18 protein-coding genes are annotated in these 18,897 nt (G+C 41.1%); 15 read left to right on the top strand and 3 right to left on the bottom strand.

Annotation, left to right across the window (positions count from 1 at the left end):
* The first annotated feature begins 299 nt into the window (after positions 1-299).
* From glyQ to ACH0BF_RS14560, 10 genes are all read left to right on the top strand, one after another.
* Positions 300-1,190, top strand: coding sequence for a glycine--tRNA ligase subunit alpha (glyQ, locus tag ACH0BF_RS14605; RefSeq protein ID WP_120033104.1), 891 nt, complete (start codon positions 300-302; stop codon positions 1,188-1,190).
* Positions 1,183-3,255 carry a glycine--tRNA ligase subunit beta gene (glyS, locus tag ACH0BF_RS14600; protein WP_406909557.1) on the top strand — a complete coding sequence of 691 codons (2,073 nt, stop codon included), beginning with the start codon at positions 1,183-1,185 and terminating at the stop codon, positions 3,253-3,255. Before glyQ ends, glyS begins: the two co-directional genes overlap by 8 nt.
* A gap of 220 nt (positions 3,256-3,475) precedes the next feature.
* The gene (ccpN, locus tag ACH0BF_RS14595; protein ID WP_340853265.1) at positions 3,476-4,111 is read left to right on the top strand and encodes a transcriptional regulator CcpN; all 636 of its coding nucleotides are present in this window, start codon (positions 3,476-3,478) and stop codon (positions 4,109-4,111) included.
* A 30-nt stretch (positions 4,112-4,141) separates the two neighbouring features.
* On the top strand, positions 4,142-4,948 hold the full coding sequence (locus ACH0BF_RS14590; protein WP_406909577.1) for a pyruvate, water dikinase regulatory protein: 807 nt from the start codon (positions 4,142-4,144) through the stop codon (positions 4,946-4,948).
* A 522-nt stretch (positions 4,949-5,470) separates the two neighbouring features.
* Complete coding sequence (dnaG, locus tag ACH0BF_RS14585) at positions 5,471-7,282, top strand: DNA primase (protein WP_406909556.1); 1,812 nt, start codon at positions 5,471-5,473, stop codon at positions 7,280-7,282.
* 43 nt (positions 7,283-7,325) lie between these two features.
* Entirely contained in the window at positions 7,326-8,447 is a 1,122-nt protein-coding gene (rpoD, locus tag ACH0BF_RS14580) for an RNA polymerase sigma factor RpoD (RefSeq protein ID WP_120033087.1), read from the top strand.
* Positions 8,448-8,609: 162 nt separating this feature from the next.
* Positions 8,610-9,143 carry a hypothetical protein gene (locus tag ACH0BF_RS14575; protein WP_340853272.1) on the top strand — a complete coding sequence of 178 codons (534 nt, stop codon included), beginning with the start codon at positions 8,610-8,612 and terminating at the stop codon, positions 9,141-9,143.
* A 165-nt stretch (positions 9,144-9,308) separates the two neighbouring features.
* Positions 9,309-9,680 carry a cytochrome c550 gene (gene cccA / locus ACH0BF_RS14570; RefSeq protein ID WP_120033076.1) on the top strand — a complete coding sequence of 124 codons (372 nt, stop codon included), beginning with the start codon at positions 9,309-9,311 and terminating at the stop codon, positions 9,678-9,680.
* Positions 9,681-9,777: 97 nt separating this feature from the next.
* Positions 9,778-10,506, top strand: a complete 729-nt coding sequence (locus ACH0BF_RS14565; protein WP_406909554.1) for a tRNA (adenine(22)-N(1))-methyltransferase — start codon at positions 9,778-9,780, stop codon at positions 10,504-10,506.
* The gene (locus ACH0BF_RS14560; RefSeq protein WP_406909553.1) at positions 10,484-11,602 is read left to right on the top strand and encodes a Nif3-like dinuclear metal center hexameric protein; all 1,119 of its coding nucleotides are present in this window, start codon (positions 10,484-10,486) and stop codon (positions 11,600-11,602) included. The genes ACH0BF_RS14565 and ACH0BF_RS14560 overlap by 23 nt, the downstream gene beginning before the upstream one ends.
* A gap of 58 nt (positions 11,603-11,660) precedes the next feature.
* Here the strand turns inward: ACH0BF_RS14560 and ACH0BF_RS14555 are convergent, their stop codons facing one another.
* Positions 11,661-12,617, bottom strand: coding sequence for a 4-hydroxy-3-methylbut-2-enyl diphosphate reductase (locus tag ACH0BF_RS14555; RefSeq protein WP_120033067.1), 957 nt, complete (start codon positions 12,615-12,617; stop codon positions 11,661-11,663).
* A 91-nt stretch (positions 12,618-12,708) separates the two neighbouring features.
* Positions 12,709-13,257 carry a VrrA/YqfQ family protein gene (gene vrrA / locus ACH0BF_RS14550; protein WP_120033064.1) on the bottom strand — a complete coding sequence of 183 codons (549 nt, stop codon included), beginning with the start codon at positions 13,255-13,257 and terminating at the stop codon, positions 12,709-12,711.
* A 172-nt stretch (positions 13,258-13,429) separates the two neighbouring features.
* Between vrrA and ACH0BF_RS14545 the strand changes: the two genes are divergently transcribed.
* The gene (locus ACH0BF_RS14545; protein ID WP_120033061.1) at positions 13,430-14,749 is read left to right on the top strand and encodes a DEAD/DEAH box helicase; all 1,320 of its coding nucleotides are present in this window, start codon (positions 13,430-13,432) and stop codon (positions 14,747-14,749) included.
* Between the two features lie 93 nt (positions 14,750-14,842).
* Positions 14,843-15,739: a deoxyribonuclease IV gene (locus ACH0BF_RS14540; RefSeq protein WP_120033058.1), complete on the top strand. Its 897-nt coding sequence runs from the start codon at positions 14,843-14,845 to the stop codon at positions 15,737-15,739.
* 196 nt (positions 15,740-15,935) lie between these two features.
* Here ACH0BF_RS14540 and ACH0BF_RS14535 read toward each other — a convergent pair whose 3' ends face one another.
* Positions 15,936-16,190, bottom strand: a complete 255-nt coding sequence (locus tag ACH0BF_RS14535) for a DUF2624 family protein (RefSeq protein ID WP_120033055.1) — start codon at positions 16,188-16,190, stop codon at positions 15,936-15,938.
* Positions 16,191-16,299: 109 nt separating this feature from the next.
* On the opposite strand from ACH0BF_RS14535, the gene ACH0BF_RS14530 reads away from it, so the two are divergent.
* From ACH0BF_RS14530 to ACH0BF_RS14520, 3 genes are all read left to right on the top strand, one after another.
* On the top strand, positions 16,300-17,172 hold the full coding sequence (locus ACH0BF_RS14530) for a YitT family protein (protein WP_340853282.1): 873 nt from the start codon (positions 16,300-16,302) through the stop codon (positions 17,170-17,172).
* 108 nt (positions 17,173-17,280) lie between these two features.
* On the top strand, positions 17,281-18,060 hold the full coding sequence (locus ACH0BF_RS14525) for a metal ABC transporter ATP-binding protein (protein WP_120033049.1): 780 nt from the start codon (positions 17,281-17,283) through the stop codon (positions 18,058-18,060).
* Positions 18,057-18,893: a metal ABC transporter permease gene (locus ACH0BF_RS14520; RefSeq protein ID WP_340853284.1), complete on the top strand. Its 837-nt coding sequence runs from the start codon at positions 18,057-18,059 to the stop codon at positions 18,891-18,893. The genes ACH0BF_RS14525 and ACH0BF_RS14520 overlap by 4 nt, the downstream gene beginning before the upstream one ends.
* The last annotated feature ends 4 nt before the right edge of the window (positions 18,894-18,897 follow it).

The following is an 18,897-nucleotide window of genomic DNA, read 5'->3' as shown; positions in this document are numbered from 1 at the left end:
ATTGAAATCAATAATTAGCTGCAGTGAAGGAATAGAGTACATGGTTTCCTCTTTTACAAGCGAACCCGGGATGGTGAAAGCCGGGGAAAGAGCATCATGGAAAGGCGGTCTGGAGCAGCGCTTTGGAAAAGAGGCCGTAAGTTACGGCAAATAGGGTGGAACCGCGGGTAACTCTCGTCCCTATGTACAATTATGTGCATAGGGACGAGAGTTTTTTATTTGTCAAAGAAGCAAGCAAGCGCTTTTAGTAAGAGCGTTGAAAGCTGCTAATCACCAACTACAGAAAGAGAGGCATAGCTATGAATATTCAAGAAATGATTCTAACCTTGCAAAAACATTGGTCCGATCATGGCTGTATTTTAATGCAGGCTTATGATGTCGAAAAAGGAGCCGGTACGATGAGTCCGTATACTTTTTTACGCGCGATTGGTCCGGAACCGTGGAACGTTGCCTATGTGGAACCGAGCAGACGTCCGGCAGATGGTCGTTACGGGGAAAATCCGAATCGTCTGTATCAACATCATCAGTTCCAAGTTATTATGAAACCTTCACCGGATAACATCCAAGAAATGTATTTGGATTCTTTAAGAGCTCTTGGTATTGAGCCGCTTGATCATGATATCCGTTTTGTGGAAGATAACTGGGAAAACCCATCCCTTGGTTGTGCAGGACTCGGTTGGGAAGTATGGCTGGACGGCATGGAAATCACGCAATTTACGTATTTTCAACAAGTCGGCGGTCTGGAGTGTAAGCCGGTTTCCGTGGAGATTACATATGGGATCGAGCGGCTTGCATCTTATATTCAAGAAAAAGAAAATGTCTTCGATTTGGAGTGGACGGAAGGTTTTACTGTAAGAGATATTTTTTATCAGCCTGAATACGAGCATTCGAAATACACATTTGAAACGTCAGACGCTGATATGTTATTTAATCTATTTACTATTTATGAAAAAGAAGCAAAGCGCCAAATGGATGAAGGGTTGGTTCATCCTGCTTATGATTACGTTTTAAAATGCTCTCACGTTTTTAATGTCCTTGATGCCAAGGGAGCCATTTCAGTAACAGAGAGAACAGCTTATCTTGGACGCATGCGCAGTATGGCAAGACAAATCGCCAAAACATTCTATGAAGAGCGTGAGAAACTAGGATTCCCAATGTTAAAAAAGAAAGGAGAGGCGGAATATGAATAAGAGAGATATATTATTAGAAGTTGGCTTGGAGGAAATGCCAGCCCGCTTTGTAACTGATTCGATGAATCAGCTTGGCAGCAAAGTGGAAGAATTTCTTCAGGAGCAGAAAGTCGCCTATGAAGGCATCAAGCTTTATTCAACGCCGCGCCGCTTGGCAGTTTTAGTCGAAGGCGCAGCAGAAGCGCAAGAAGACATTGAAGAAGAAGCGAAAGGGCCGGCAAAGAAGATTGCTCTTCAAGAAGACGGTTCCTGGTCAAAGGCAGCGATGGGGTTTACGCGCGGACAGGGAGTTACCGTTGAAGATATTTATTTTAAAGAAATCAATGGCATAGAATATGTTCATGTTAATAAATTTATTAAGGGCCAACCGACGATCGATTTACTGCCAAAACTGCGCGAGATCATTTTAGGTCTTCATTTTGGGAAAAATATGCGCTGGGCTAATAATGATCTTCGATATATTCGACCGATCAAGTGGATTGTTGCTTTATTTGGCTCAGAAATTATCCCTTTTCAAATTACGAATGTATCGACTGGCCGGATAACGAAAGGACATCGTTTCTTAGGTGATTCAGTTACAATTACCATTCCAGCTGAATATGAAGAGCAACTGAGAAATCAGTTCGTTATTGCTGATCCGGCTGAACGAAAAGCGATGATTCGCCACCAGCTTTCTCAGTTAGAACAAGAAAAGTCATGGGTCATTCCAGTCGATGAAGAGTTATTGGAAGAAGTGAATAACTTAGTGGAGTATCCGACTGCTTTATCGGGTTCATTCAATGAGGATTTTCTTGAGTTGCCTGAAGAAGTGCTCATTACTTCGATGAAAGAGCATCAGCGGTACTTTCCGGTAAAAGATCAGAAGGGAACATTGCTCCCTCACTTTGTTACTGTTCGAAATGGAGACAGCCGCTCACTTGATACGGTAGCACGTGGAAACGAAAAAGTTTTAAGAGCTCGTCTCGCCGATGCTGACTTTTTCTATAAAGAAGATCAAAGCAAGGATATTGATTTCTTTTTAAGTAAACTTCAAGCGATTGTGTACCATGAAAAAATTGGCACACTGGCTGAAAAAGTAAAACGGATTCGCCGATTAGCTGCTAAGCTAAGTGAATTAACGGGAGCTTCTGAAGAAGAGCAAGAAAAAGTAGACCGTGCCGCGGAAATATGTAAATTTGATCTAGTTACGCAAATGGTTTATGAATTCCCGGAGCTGCAGGGAATTATGGGCGAAAAATATGCCGAGCAAAAAGGAGAAAATCCAGAAGTTGCCCGAGCTGTCAACGAGCATTACGAGCCGCGGCATGCCGATGATAAAGCACCGGAAACGTTCACTGGCGCCGTTGTTAGTCTAGCGGATAAATTAGATACGATCGTGTCCTGCTTTGCGGTCGATATTATTCCAACCGGTTCTCAGGACCCTTATGCCTTGAGAAGACAGGCAGCGGGGATTGTTCTGATTTTAGAGGAAAAGCATTGGGGCGTTTCTCTTGAGACGGTTCTACAAATAGCTATCAGTGTAGTGAAAGAGGATCATATTGGCGAAAAAACAGCTGACTTACTCTTGGAAGAGTTAGTTGCTTTCTTTAAGCTTCGCATTAAACATAGCCTGCAAGCAAGAGACGTCCGCTATGACTTAATTGATGCGGTACTTGCGGGGGCTGTCGGTTCTTTGCCTTCTCTTTTTGCAAAGGCAGTTGTATTAATGGCACACAAAGAAGAAGATGGCTTTAAAGAAACGGCAGAAGCGCTTAGCCGTGTGGTCAACATTGCTAAGAAGGCTGAGGAACATGGAGCGGTCGATGAACAACGTTTTGTGAACGAGGAAGAGAAAGTGTTGCATAGAGAATTTCTTCGTGTCCAGCTTGGACTGCAAGAGTCACAGACAGCTGAGCAGCAATTTGCTCTGCTTGAAAGCTTAAAGGCACCAATTGAACAATATTTTGATCACACAATGGTCATGGCAGAAGAGACAGATGTAAGAGAGAATCGCTTAAATCAAATGAGAGAGCTCTCGAATCTCATTTTGACATTCGCTGATTTCAATAAAATCTTAGTGAAGTAAAGGCCCTGCTGTTTTCCTGCTTCAATTGATCATTCATCTATACCAGCGCAAAACACAGCAGCCGCATGAAACTTTTCTTTTCATTCGGGTTAAATAGTATATAATATTTATTATATGGTATAACACTTTTAAAAACTGAAGCACAGACGCTTGCATACTCGGTTGTAAAGATCAAAGGGGTAATTGAGCCGTTGGTGTCTGTGCTGCTATTGCGCATTAGGTGGTGAGGGAGATCGAACTTAATAATCGTCAGGAAAAAATCTTGAAAATTGTTAAAGAAAATGAGCCAATTACTGGTGAGAATATAGCTGAACGATTAAACTTAACGAGAGCAACATTGCGACCGGATTTAGCCATTCTAACAATGGCGGGTTTTTTGGATGCAAGGCCTCGTGTCGGCTATTTTTATACAGGTAAATCTGGTACTCAGCTTCTTACAGAAAATTTAATGAAAATATATGTGAAAGACTATCAGGCAGTACCTGTTGTCGTACGCGAAAATGTATCTGTGTATGATGCCATCGTTACGATGTTTTTAGAGGATGTCGGCACGCTGTTTGTAGTGGATGAAAACAGCCATTTAGCCGGTGTACTGTCGCGAAAAGATTTGCTGCGAGCAAGCATTGGCAAGCAGGAATTAAATGCTATTCCAGTCAATATTATTATGACAAGAATGCCAAATATTACTGTGTGTGAAAGAGATGACTTGCTTGTTGATGTGGCTAAGAACTTAATCGAAAGACAAATAGATGCAGTGCCGGTTGTCAAAAAATCAGCTACAGGCTATGAAGTAATCGGACGCATTACAAAAACAAATATTGCCAAAGCATTTGTCTCATTGGCAGATGACGAGTGATGCAGCTAGGAAAGGAGGTTCTATTTTTTGCTGAATGACCCAATCATCTACATCGTTTCTGATTCAGTAGGCGAGACAGCAGAGCTTGTAACGAAAGCGGCTGTCAGCCAGTTTAATGGATCGCATGCTGTAATTAAACGATTTCCCTATGTCGAGGACTTATCCACTATCGATGAAGTAATCGACTTAGCCAAGATTGAGCGAGGGATTATTGTATATACGCTCGTAAAACCGGAAATCAGAACCTATATGAAGCAGCAGGCCCAAAAAGAGAAGATTGTTATTTTTGATTTGATTGGTCCGCTGATGGATGAGCTTGAATCTTTATATGGACACCAGCCTTTAATGGAACCGGGACTTGTAAGAAAATTGGATGAAGAGTATTTCAAAAAAGTAGAAGCGATTGAATTTGCAGTGAAATACGATGACGGCCGTGATCCGCGTGGTTTATTGAAGGCGGACGTTATTTTAATCGGAGTGTCACGAACATCAAAAACACCGCTCTCTCAATATCTTGCTCATAAGCGGTTGAAAGTAGCCAATGTCCCTCTTGTGCCGGAGGTGGATCCTCCAGAGGAGCTATTTGATCTTCCATCAGATAAATGTTTTGGCTTAAAGATTAGCCCTGACAAACTAAACCAAATCCGAAAGGAACGGTTAATTTCACTTGGTTTGAATGACAGTGCAAGTTACGCTGATCTTGAGCGAATTAAAGCAGAAATTTCTTATTCTGAAAAGATCATGAATCGCATTGGTTGTGAAGTGATCGATGTAACGAATAAAGCGGTGGAAGAAACAGCTAACATTATTTTGAGCAGGCTTGGCAAACGGAAATAGACGTTATTTACTGCAGCTCCTTCTTTCTTTTACAAGCTGAAATTGAATTGAAGGGTCGCGGTTTATACGGAAATCGAGAAAAGGAGGCTTTTCATTTTTAGAAGAGCTTCTTTTTCTTTAACCTGTGAAAAATCAATGGTTTTTTTGAATGAAATGTACTATAATAAAAAATTGTGATAAAAATGTATTTAAAAAAGGTTTAACACCTAAGGTAAAGGAATAAACTAATTGTATGCCACTTGGAAGGATATTTGCCGGACGGCAGATTATTGTTCGTTTTTTTTATGTTATTTCTCATTTGAGAAGGATTCTAATCAAGATTGTAGAATTATAATGCATAGGGCAAGAGAAATATGAAGGGATTTGTCGATTCTCTCTCTTATGCCGGATTGGAAATAACTAGGCACTAACAAAGGATCAGGCTGAGTGTTGCAGGCAAAGCAGCTTAGGAAAAGCAAATAATAGAAAAAGCTGCAGGAAATTTAGTTTTTTTATCGAACAATAGTATAGCTGGTGATGTATGTGACAGGAAAAATTCCTGAGGAAACCATTCAACAAATCAAGCAGTCACTGGACATTACTGAAGTAATCGGTGATTACGTTCAGTTGAAAAAACAAGGAAGAAACTTCTTCGGACTATGTCCATTTCACGGAGAAAATTCACCGTCTTTCTCTGTATCCCCCGATAAGCAAATATATCATTGTTTCGGGTGCGGAGCTGGAGGAAATGTTTTTTCTTTTTTAATGGAAATAGAAAATATCTCTTTCCAGGAAGCAGTTAGCAAGCTGGCTGCCCGTACAGGAGTAGCACTTGATCCTGCGCTTACAGGTGATAATCGCAACCGATCCTTTTCTGAAGAGCACGATCAGATAATAAAGGCTCATGAGTTATTGGCAAAATTCTATCATCATTTGCTAATGAATACAACAGAAGGCCAGGAAGCATTAGACTATCTGGAGAAGCGAGGGTTTTCAAAGGAACAATTGGAAACATTTCAAATCGGCTGGTCGCTTCCAAATTGGGATTTCACCGTTAAATTTCTTCAAAAGCGCGGATTTACTTCTGAATGGATGGAAAAAGCAGGTCTCATTATCCGAAGAGAGGAGGATGGAACCTACTTTGATCGCTTTCGCGGTCGAATTATGTTTCCTCTTCACGATGAGAAAGGAAAAGTGGTTGCTTTTTCTGGCCGGTCTCTTCATGATGAAAAGCCCAAATATTTAAATAGCCCGGAAACGCCTATTTTTAATAAAAGCCGCCTCTTGTATAATTTTCATCGAGCACGGCCAGCTATTCGTAAGCAACATTATGCGGTTCTCTTTGAAGGATTTGCAGATGTAATTGCTGCTGCAAGTGCTGGGATAGAAACAGGAATTGCGACAATGGGGACGTCATTGACTGATGCCCATATCCAGCAGATCAGGCGAACGGCCGATCAGGTTATTATTTGCTTTGATGGTGACTCGGCGGGAATACAGGCTGCTTTCCGTGCTTCTAATTTACTAAGTGATAGTGGCTGTGATATTAAAGTCGCTCTCATTCCAGATAAAATGGATCCGGATGATTATATAAAAACACATGGCGCCGAGAAATTTCGGAATAACGTCATCGACACAGCTATGACCTTAACTGCCTTCAAAATGGAATACTACAAGCAAGGGAAGAATCTACAGGATGAAGGACAAAAGCTGCGTTATATCGAAGAAGTAGTAGCGGAAATTTCTAAATTAAAAAAAGCGGTAGAGCGCGATTATTATTTAAGACAGATCGCCGAGCAATTCTCGCTTTCACTTGAGGCACTAAAGCAACAGGAAAAACAGCTTTTCTTTAAGGAAAGGAAGAAGCATTCTTCAAACGAGCGGACGTTTCAGCAAGCGCCAGCTTTACAAGCGTCTGTAAAGTTGTATCCTGCGTTTCAAACTGCAGAGCGGAGGCTCATTGCACATATGTTGAAAGATATAGATCTTGCTTACAAAGTAAAGGATTTGCTGAATGGCGGAACATTTAATATTGATGAGCATCAAGCTATTTTTACGTATTTACTTGGCTTTTATGAAGGAGGCAATGTACCGGATTCAAGTGCATTTATCAGTTTTCTCCCAAACGCCAATTTGCGCCGCCTCGTTTCGGATATAGAAATGATGATGGTCAGTGAAGTGATAAATGATGAAGCAGTGTACGATTATATAAAAGAAATAGCGCAATATCAAAAAGTGTTGGAAATAAAAGAAAAAAAGCAACGGCAGGTAGCAGCGGAGAAAGCAAAGGATTATCAAACAGCCGCCCAGCTTGCCATGGAAATTGTAAAGTTAAAAAAAGAATTAACTAAATAGGAAAAACACTGAGGCAAGGATTTTGGAAGGAGGGGGACGACTAATGGCTGAAAAGTCTACACGTTCCAAAGAAACTGAAGTAACATTGGAAAGAGCGAAAGAACAGATTGTTGAGATAGGCAAAAAGAGAGGCAAATTATCCTATGACTTTGTGGCTGATAAGCTGTCACCATTTGAAGTGGAGTCTGACCAGGTGGATGAATTTTACGAGTACCTTGGTGAGCAAGGAATCGATATAACAAATGATGAAGATGAGGAAGAAGATCCGAATCTTCACGAACTTGAAAAAGAAAGTGAAGAATTTGACCTTAATGACTTAAGCGTTCCGCCAGGAGTGAAAATTAACGATCCAGTCCGCATGTACTTGAAGGAAATCGGTCGTGTAGATCTTCTATCCGCTGAAGAAGAAATTGAACTGGCTACCCGGATTGAAGAGGGTGACGAAGAGGCAAAACGCCGTCTTGCTGAAGCCAACCTCCGTCTTGTAGTCAGCATAGCAAAGCGCTATGTCGGGCGCGGCATGCTCTTTCTTGACTTGATTCAGGAAGGAAACATGGGCTTAATTAAAGCTGTTGAAAAGTTCGATTACCGCAAAGGATTTAAATTCAGCACGTACGCTACCTGGTGGATTCGTCAGGCGATCACAAGAGCGATTGCTGATCAGGCAAGAACCATTCGGATTCCTGTTCATATGGTTGAAACAATTAATAAGCTAATCCGTGTTCAGAGACAACTCCTTCAGGATCTTGGCCGCGAACCGTCTCCTGAAGAAATTGCTGAAGAAATGGATTTAACTCCTGAAAAGGTACGGGAGATCCTGAAAATTGCGCAAGAACCTGTTTCTCTTGAAACACCGATTGGGGAAGAAGATGATTCCCACTTAGGCGATTTCATTGAAGACCAAGAAGCAACTTCTCCTTCTGAACATGCTGCCTATGAGTTGCTGAAAGAACAGCTTGAAGATGTTCTTGATACGTTAACAGACCGAGAAGAAAATGTGCTGCGCCTTCGATTCGGATTAGACGACGGACGCACTCGGACACTTGAAGAAGTCGGCAAAGTGTTTGGGGTTACCCGTGAACGGATCCGACAAATTGAGGCAAAAGCTTTGCGTAAGCTTCGCCATCCAAGTCGCAGTAAACGATTAAAAGACTTTCTTGAATAATACATGTTCAGCCGCCGGGTAGAATGCGAATGCCGGCTGGAATGTTTTATTCTTGCTCCGATGGTTTACTTCTTTTAAAGAAGTAAACTTTTTTTTATTTTTCATTAAAAGCAGGTATTTAGAGAATTTTCTCGAATGTGTTATGACAGGATGTGACCATGGATGAAAGATGAAAAAAAACACATAATTATTAAAGAAATTTATTTTTGGAAAGAAAATCATATGTTGCCGGATCATTATTGCGATTATTTGTTGACACTTTATACTCAAGGAGAAGAGCTGCCCGAAAACGCTGTCAAAAAATCAAGTTCAAAGCGGCTAACCGTCATCAGTTTGCTTGCTTCTCTTTTTTTCGTATTTATTTCTTTATTTGTTCTATATTTTACTGAATTGTCTTTCCCTTTGCAAATGACGATTTTGGCAGCTTTTGTCGTTTTGTTGATCAGTCTAGCTATTTATTTTTCTAAAAAAGGTTTTTTTCTTCCGTTTTTATATGTAGCTGCAGCTGTTTTATTTTTAATTTTGACAGTCGAATGGCATGAAAAAATCTGGGGAGAGAACTCTAATACCCTTTATGGTTTGCTATTTTTACACTGTATAATTTGGTGGATAACAGGCAGGAAACTAGGCCAAATTTATTTTACGATCTCTGCATGGCTTGGCATAATATTGTTGATTGTTTTTATTTCCATATAATATAAAAAACTTAAAAAAAAGAAAAAAGGGAAGAAAATGTGTCTAATTTACGACAAACGGGTAAAAACTTCTATGTAAGGGCTTTTCGTCTTCTTCATTTTCAAGTAGAATAGTAAGTGTTTGTACTTTCTATTTGTTATTTGTGTACATAAGGGAGGTTAAGAAATGAATCGTAATCCAATCATTCCGTTCTTATTGATTGCTGTGTTTGGCCTCGGTCTGATTTTCTTCCTTTCTTTAGAAGGTCTTGATAACTCTAAAGAAATGGCGAAAGAGGAGAAGGGTGAAGAGCAAACAGGTGATCAGACAGCGGGCGGCACTTTTGAACCAGAAGGCTTTTACAAGCAAACTTGTGCTGGTTGTCATGGCGGCAACTTTGAAGGTGGAGCCGGTCCTTCTTTGAAAGGTATTGGCGACAAATTGTCCAAAGATGAAATTAAAGAAATTATTACAAACGGTAAGGGCGCTATGCCTCCAGGCCTTGTGCAAGCTGAAAATGCTGATGCTATGGCTGACTGGGTCAGCAAAATTAAATAATGCAAGAGAAGTTCTTTGCCGGACGGCAAAGAACTTTTTTTATTAGACATTTTCATATAGAATGGAAGCGGAATATTAAAATAAAAGTGGTGACACGATGAATATTAATCAATTATCAAAACGCTTAATGGCTGTAGCCTCTCGAATACCGCAACAAGCTGTTATAGCTGATATCGGCTCTGATCATGCTTATTTACCCTGTTACGCTGTCAAAAAGGGGCTGGCTGTCAAGGCTATTGCCGGAGAAGTGGCGGACGGGCCTTTACAAGCTGCCAGACAGCAGGTGAAAGAAGCAGGGCTTGAAGAGAAAATAGCTGTGCGAAAAGGAAGCGGGCTCGAAGTCATTGCAGCTGGCGAGGTGGATTGTGTCACGATTGCCGGCATGGGAGGAACATTGATCACCTCTATTTTGGAAGAGGGAAAAGAGAAACTGCCGGGTGTGAAACGACTCATTTTACAGCCTAATCTTCGTGCCGATCATATTCGCAAGTGGTTATTAACGAACGGATGGGAATTAATCGAAGAAGAGATCATGGAAGAGGATGGAAAAATATATGAAATTTTGATCGCCGAAAAAGGGGCTGCTGAAAGACCTTACAGCAGCCGAAAAGAATTGGAGTTGCTTACAGGCCCAATGCTTCTCCAGGAGAGAAGCGATGTATTTCTTAAAAAGTGGAAAAGAGAAGCAGCCCAGCTGGAGGTTGTCCTGGAAAGTTTGAAAAAAGCGGGGAATCAGAAAGCGGCTGAGGAAAAAAGAAGAAGCATACTTCAGGAGCTTCAGCTAATCAAGGAGGCAATCGATAGTGAAGAAAACGAACGGCCATGAAATTATTCAATTGTTTGAACAGTTCTCTCCAAAAAGGTATGCAATGGAAGGGGATAAAATCGGCTTGCAAGTCGGCCGCCTAAATAAACCGGTTGAACGTGTTCTTGTTGCACTAGATGTATTGGAGGAAGTAGTAGATGAGGCGATAGAAAAAGATGTGCAGCTAATTATTGCTCATCATCCGCTAATTTTTCGTCCGTTAAAATCTATTGTGACAAGTGATCCAGCTGGCAGAATCCTTGAGAAATTAATTAAGCATGATATTGCTGTTTATGCGGCCCACACAAATTTGGATGTGGCCAAAGGTGGCGTGAATGACCTTTTGGCAGAAGCTCTTGAATTAATGGACACGGAGGTACTAGTGCCGACACTTGAAGAGAATTTAAAAAAGCTCGCTGTTTTTGTACCAAAGGATCATGCAGAGAGTATGCGTGAGGCGCTCGGTCAAGCGGGAGCTGGCTTTATCGGAGAATACAGCCATTGTTCATTTTCGACAGACGGAATGGGCCGATTCATGCCGGGGGAACAAACTAATCCATATATTGGCCAATCAGGACAGCTGGAAACAGTAGAGGAAGTAAAAGTTGAAACGATCTACCCGAAGAGCCTAGAAAAAACAGTGCTGTCTGCTATGCTAAAAGCACACCCATACGAAGAAGTAGCTTACGATATCTATTCGCTTGATAATGAGGGAGAACGACTTGGTCTGGGAAGAATCGGCAAATTAAAGGGGTCGATGACTCTGCATGAATTTGCTGAGCATGTGAAAGACAAGCTAGATGTTAAAGGGGTTCGTGTGGTCGGTCAACTAACCGATCCAGTAAGGAAAGTTGCTGTTCTTGGAGGAGATGGAAACAAATATTTCCAATCTGCCAAGTTTAAAGGGGCAGATGTATATGTCACGGGTGATTTTTATTACCACACTGCTCATGATGCTCTTGCAGCTGGTTTAAATATAGTAGACCCCGGACACAATGTAGAAAAGGTAATGAAAACGGGGACCGCCAATAAAATGACTGCGCTAGCTGCTGAGAAAAGCTTTGATGTGGAGTTCATCCCTTCTGCTATTCATACAGATCCATTTACATTTATATAAAAGCAAACAGGCTGATTCCTCCTGAAGGATCAGCCTGTTTAGTCACAACTACTTGCTATTAACGAGTCGTCAATGTGGATCTTTTCACCTTTGGTAAAATTTTATTCAACGGGACTTTTTTCTCTCGAGTCCACGTGCTTTCGTCATTCGGATCAAATTGTTCTAAAAACTGAATAACTTCTTTTACAATCGGTGTTGGAGTAGACGCTCCAGCAGTTACAGCTGCCGTCTTCGCATCCTTTATCCAGTCGATTTCGATTTCGGAAACATCGGCTACCCGATAAGCCGTTGTGCCGGCAATTTCCATAGAGACTTGAGCTAGACGGTTGGAATTGTTGCTCTTAGGGTCTCCAACAACAATTAACACATCTGCTTCACCCGCTTGTTCTGCTACCGCTTCCTGACGGACTTGGGTAGCGAGGCAAATTTCTTTATGCATCTCTGCGTGCGGATATTTTTCCTTAATTTTGTCCATGATGTCAGCTACGTCCCATTGGCTCATCGTCGTCTGGTTAGTAACAATTATCTTAGGGCTCTTTATCACCAACTTGTCGACGTCTTCAGGTTTCTCAACTAAATGAATGATCTCAGGGGCGACGCCTAATGCACCTTCTGGTTCAGGATGGCCTTTCTTTCCGATATAAATGATCTCATATCCTTCTGCTTTCTTTTCGCGGATTAAATCGTGTGTCTTTGTAACATCAGGGCAGGTAGCATCAATAGTCACAAGATTCTTCTTGCGGGCAAGCTCTCTTACTTCCGGAGAGACGCCATGGGCAGTAAAGATAACTGTTCCTTTATCGACTTTTTCAAGTATTTCTCTTCGGTTGCTGCCTTCGAGTGTAATGATGCCTTCTTCTTCGAATGCGTCTGTTACATGCTTGTTATGGACGATCATTCCAAGAATATAGATCGGACGCGGCAAGCTTTTATCTAGAGCGGCGTTCCGGGCGATGACCATCGCATCTACTACGCCGTAACAATATCCTCTCGGGGCGATTTTAACTAGTTCCATAAAAAAACCTCCTATTTTTATAATCGGAGTAAAAAGTGTACGAATTCATTATATAGGAGGAGGCTGAACTTTGGAAGTAAACAACCGTTTCTTAAATGTAAAGTTTCGGTGTGGATGATTTAGATGTTGGCTTTGAAGTAAGCTCATCATCTCTTTCCGACTGTGATTCGATTTGTTCTGCTACCGGCTTCTCTTCTGTTTTTGAAGTTTCCGATTGCTGTTTTTCTTTCTTTTTTACTGGCTCTTCAGATGGGCTCTCGGTTTTGTTCTCTTCTTCTGCATCAGGCATAGACTTCAATCCTTTATAAAGCTTCCACATAGAGGGCAAATTTTTTACCATGGGACCGTACTGTTCAACGATTGGCCCTATTTGCTGAACAGTTTTCAGTACTTGCTGCGTGTTAGCCAACATCTGTTGTAAATTCAGAGGATTGGTTAACTTTTGGGCAGCTGCGCCTGCGCCTTGGCGCTCAAACCCAGTTAGGCCAGGGCCTCCCCCTGTCCCTTGTCTTAGAAGCCCGAGTAGCCCCCGTCCGGTTCTTCTCGGCATACCAGGAGGCGGAGGAGGAGAGAAGCCTCTCATCGGAGGTGGATAGTAATAGCCGGGCGGAGGACGATTGCCGCGTGGAAAAGGGATCATAACTAATTCATCCTTTCATATATTTTTCTTCTTCGTTATTGTATGCGCTAAAAAGCAAAAAGGTTTGCTTTGAAAATGAACGAATCATCCGGAGCCCTTTGATTTATAGAAAGTTTTGATATAATATCAGAATGGAGAAAAAGGCTTATTCAAGCCAAAAGGAGTGTCACACTTGGCAAATCATCAATTCGAGAAATACGGGTTTCAACCGTTTATTAATAAAGGAATAGAGCAATTAGGTTTTTACGAGCCAACAGATATACAAACAAAGATGATCCCGCTTATTCTAAAAGGGGAAAGTGCGATTGGACAATCCCAAACGGGAACAGGGAAAACGCATTCTTATATTTTGCCGATCCTTCAGCAAATAAATCCGGCTAAAAAAGAAGTACAGGCTGTTATCACGGCACCGACGAGGGAGCTTGCTAATCAAATTTACCAGGAGATTCTGAAGATTACTCGCTTGTCTGAGGAAGAAATTACAGCTCGCTGTTATATTGGCGGGACAGATAAGCAGCGAGACATTGAAAAACTGAGAAATCAACCGCACATTGTTGTGGGGACACCTGCAAGAATTAATGACTTAATCCAGGCGCAGGCGCTATCTGTTTATAAATCTAAGGTGCTTGTAGTGGATGAAGCAGATTTGATGCTTGACATGGGATTTATTGTTGATGTGGACCAGATTGCTTCTAGAATGCCTGAGCAATTAAACATGTATGTTTTTTCAGCAACGATTCCTGAAAAGTTAAAGCCTTTTTTGAAAAAATATATGGAAAATCCAGAATATATTCATATTCAGCCTAAACATATTTCAGCAGAAAATATCAATCACATTCTCGTGCCGAAAAAAAGCCGGGAAAAGATTGACTTGCTGTTTGATATGCTGCAAGCATACAACCCATATTTAGCCGTAATCTTTACTAACACAAAACAAAAAGCTGATGAAGTGGCAGACGCCCTGCTGGAAAAAGGCTTAAAAACAGGCCGGATACATGGGGACTTATCACCGCGTGACCGGAAGAAGATGATGAAGCAAATACGTGATCTAGAATATCAATTCATTGTTGCCACGGATCTGGCGGCACGGGGAATTGATATCGAAGGGATCAGCCATGTCATCAACTACGAGTTGCCAAAGGATCTAGATTTTTATATTCATCGGGCAGGACGGACCGCGAGAGCAGGCTCTTCAGGAATATGTGCAACAATCTACACTCCTTCTGATGAAGATGCTCTTGTCCGATTAGAGAAGATGGGTATTACATTTAGCCATGCGGATTTGCGCAGTGGCGAATGGACCGAGCTTGTTGACCGTAATCAACGGAGAAAACGTGAAAAAGCAGCAGACGAAATTGATGCTAAAGCAAAATCAATTGTTCGCAAACCAAAAAAAGTAAAGCCGGGTTATAAGAAGAAAATGCAAAGAGAAATGGTGCAATTTAAAAAGCGTGAGCGTCGTTTAGAAACAAAGCGCACTAAGAAGAAGTAAGAGGTGAATGAAAAGGCCTGCTGCAGCAGGCCTTTTTTGCTGAAAAAGATGTATTTTTCTAGTAAAATAATGAGCGGTAAAGGAGAGATAGATATGTTGAAAATTGGATCCCATGTGTCAATGAGTGGGAAAAAAATGTTACTTGGGGCAAGTGAGGAGGCCGCTTCTTACGGTGCAAATACATTTATGATTTACACGGGAGCTCCACAAAATACGAGAAGAAAAAAAATTGAAGAGCTGAATATTGAAAAAGGCTGGTTTCATATGAAGGAAAATGCCATGGTCGATATCGTTGTTCACGCTCCATATATTATCAATATTGGCAACACAATCAGTGCGAACACATTTGAACTTGGTGTTACTTTTTTACGCTCTGAAATAGAGCGGACAGCCGCTCTTGGAGCCAAACAGATCGTGCTTCATCCAGGCGCTCACGTTGGGGCAGGAGCAGAAGCGGGTATCAAAAAGATTATTGAAGGGCTAAATGAGGTGTTAACAAAGGATATTGATGTGCAAATTGCCCTGGAAACAATGGCTGGCAAAGGATCGGAATGCGGAGTTACTTTTGAAGAGCTGGCAACGATTATGGACGGAGTATATTTAAATGATAAATTATCAGTTTGTTTTGATACATGCCATACCCATGATGCTGGTTATCCTATAAGAGAGGATTTTGACGGAGTGCTTGATCAATTTGACCGCATTGTTGGAGTAGAACGGATCAAAGTTTTGCATATTAATGATAGTAAGAATGAGCAGGGAGCGAGAAAAGACCGTCATGAAAATATCGGCTTTGGACATATTGGGTTTGAAGCACTCAATTATATTGTCCATCATCCTCAGCTAACAGAGATTCCAAAGATACTGGAAACACCTTATGTAGGTGAAGATAAAAATTCTCGCAAGCCACCTTACAAGTTTGAAATTGAGATGTTCAGACAAAACGCATTTGATGAAAATGTGCGTCAGAAAATATTGACTGTTAATTAACAGTTCGCACTTTTTACGAGAGTCTGTTAAAAACAGGGTGGTTTTGGGTAAAGGCTTAGTCTTGTAAACCCAGATAATCTTTTCCTGCTGAAAATTAGAGAGCACACTTTCAGCAGGAAAAGACAACTGCTTATCTGGAATAAATAAGCGCATGTTGACTTGGACATTGTTAAGAATCGAAAGCCCTGTATCTTTGTTATTGTAAAAAAGTTGTGAGTAGTTTGTTTAGTTTTTTGGCAGTTTGTTCATTGGTAATGGCGGCGATTTCCCTCAACAGATTTGCCCTCTCATATTCATTAAATAAATCGACTTTCTGGCTTTGCAAGCGGCGTGCGATTTTTTCAGCCTCTTCTCTTCTCAATGGGATATCAAGTCCTTTCGCATACTTTAACAGTTCATCCCCTGTCATCGTTTGAGCTTTTTGGTTAATTAAGTGCTGTAAAAATTTCATTGGCAGTCACTCCTTTTCTTCTATGTTTAATGTATGAAAGAAAGAAAAGAAGGTGATTCAAGAATACCGTTGTTCCAAAGGAATACTTTACAATAAAAGGAATGATGTTATGCCTAAGCAGCATAAAAAGGAAAAAAAATCTCATGTTTTCTATCGGCTTGTGATGATTCTTGTCGGGGCAGCCTTTGCAGCAGCATCTATTGAATTGTTTCTTGTTCCCAACAATATTATTGACGGTGGCATTATTGGCATCTCACTAATTTTAAGTTATTTGTTTAAGCACCCCCTGCTGAATTTCTCTACATTCGTCGTTTTATTAAATATCCCTTTTTTATATTTTGGTTATAAGCAAATTGGGAAAACATTTATGTTTTCTTCTCTCTTTGGCATCGTATGTCTTGCCGTATTAGAACATAGCTTTCAACAAATAGGCCCATTTACTGATCAGCCCGTCTTAGCAGCAGTGTTTGGCGGCCTGCTTCTTGGATTAGGGGTAGGACTCGTTATCCGTCATGGAGGAACGCTTGATGGGACAGAAATACTTGGTATTTTGATGATGAAAAGGCTGCCTTTTTCAGTTGGCGAATTTGTGATGTTTATTAATGTATTTATCTTTGGATGGGCCGCTTTTGTGCTAGGTGCAGAGAATGCCATGTACTCAGTGATGACATACTATATTGCTTTTAAAGCCATTGACACAGTCATTCAGGGTCTCGAAGAAACGAAAGCTTGCATTATCATTTCGGATTTTTACGAAGAAATGGCTGATGTGATCCTTCATCGTCTTGGACGGGGAACAACAAAATTAAAGGGGAAAGGCGGGTCTACTGATTCGGATAAAGAAGTTCTCTATGTAGTGGTTACACGGCTGGAAGTGACCAAGTTAAAAAGTATTATTAACGATGTTGATCCAGATGCTTTTCTCACAGTGATGAATACACATGAAACGAGAGGAGGCCACTTTAAGACGGCTATTCACTAGGAGCATTCGGAACTGTTCTTGAGCAGTTCCGATTTACTTTTTTCAGCAGATAGTGTATACTTCATTTTGTTTACAAATCGTAATCATTCTTATAAAGGAGACACTTCAATGAATCAATCACCTGTCATTGAAATCAAAAACGTGTCCTACCGTTATGACCGGGATAATGTGTTAGAAAACATTCAATTATCTGTCCCTAAAGGGGCTTTTTTAGGTTTAGTAGGTCCGAATGGCTCGGGAAAATCGACTTTACTCAAACTTATTTTAGGTTTGTTAAGAGTAAAAGAAGGGGAAATCTTTCTGTTTGGCACATCCCAGAAGAATTTTAAAAACTGGGACCGTATTGGATTTGTTTCACAAAAGGCAAATTCCTTTAATACCGGCTTCCCTGCCACGGTCTATGAAGTAGTAGCGAGTGGGTTAACAAAAAAACTGGGGCTTTTTCGTTTGCCTGGCAGCAAAGAAAAGCAAGCAATTAAAGCAGCAGTAGCAGCGGTAGGAATGGAGCAGTTTCTTACACGGAACATTGGAGAGCTTTCTGGGGGGCAGCAGCAGCGCGTATTTATTGCCAGAGCCATTGTGTCCAAGCCGGACATTCTTATTCTCGACGAGCCGACTGTTGGTGTGGACAGTAAAAATGTCGAATCATTTTATGAAATGCTTTCTTATTTAAATAAGAAAATGGGCATTACCCTTTTATTGGTAACGCACGATATTGGCATTATTAGTGATAAAGTGACGCATGTAGCCTGCTTAAATAAGTATCTGCACTTTCACGGCAGCATGAAGCAGTTTGAAACGCTTGACGAAGAGGACCTATCGGATTTATATGGTCATGGAATTCATTTGCTTGATCACCATCATGATCATCAGGAGGCAGATGTATGATTGAAGCGATCAGTCAATATGAATTTCTTCAAAATGCCTTTTTAACAGGTATGATTATCGGTGTGATCGCACCGTTGCTTGGTGCTTTTATCGTTGTGAGAAGGCTGTCGCTGATCGCTGATGCGCTCAGTCATGTAACACTGGCCGGTATTGCTGCCGGACTCTATTTTGGCCAGACGTTTACTTTTCTTGCTTGGTTAAATCCAATGTATTCCGGCATGGTGTTTTCTGTGATTGGTTCCTTGTTCATTGAACGGCTCAGAACCGTCTATAAACATTATCAAGAGTTGGCCATTCCAATTATTTTATCCGGGGGAATAGGCATAGGCGTTATCTTTATCTCATTGGCAGATGGATTTAACACAGATTTGTTTAGTTACTTATTCGGAAGCGTCAGTGCTGTCAGCCGTGAGGATTTGTGGCTGATCTGTCTGATCAGTATCATCGTTATCGCAACTGTATACTTATTGTATAAAGAACTATTTTTATTATCATTTGATGAGGAGCATGCGAAAGCTTCCGGTATCCCAGCGAAATCCATTCATTTTGTGTTTATCATTCTTGTTGCTCTCGTGATAGCGGCGTCTATGCGTATTGTAGGTGTGCTACTTGTGTCTGCACTTATGACTTTGCCTGTGGCAGCTGCTATACGGATGGCAAGAGGGTTCAAACAGACTATCGTTTATTCTGTTCTGTTTGGTGAGATCGCCGTGATCACCGGACTGATCAGTGCCTTTTATTTGGATCTCGCTCCCGGTGGAACGATTGTAGTGGCATCTATTCTCATTTTACTGATTGTCATTTCAGCTAAAAAATTCATAAAGGCGGGATGAAAAA

It is taken from the genome of Pseudobacillus sp. 179-B 2D1 NHS (genome assembly GCF_045370945.1).
In the GTDB taxonomy this organism is placed as follows: domain Bacteria; phylum Bacillota; class Bacilli; order Bacillales; family Domibacillaceae; genus Pseudobacillus.
This window is presented reverse-complemented; position numbering and strand designations above follow the sequence as displayed.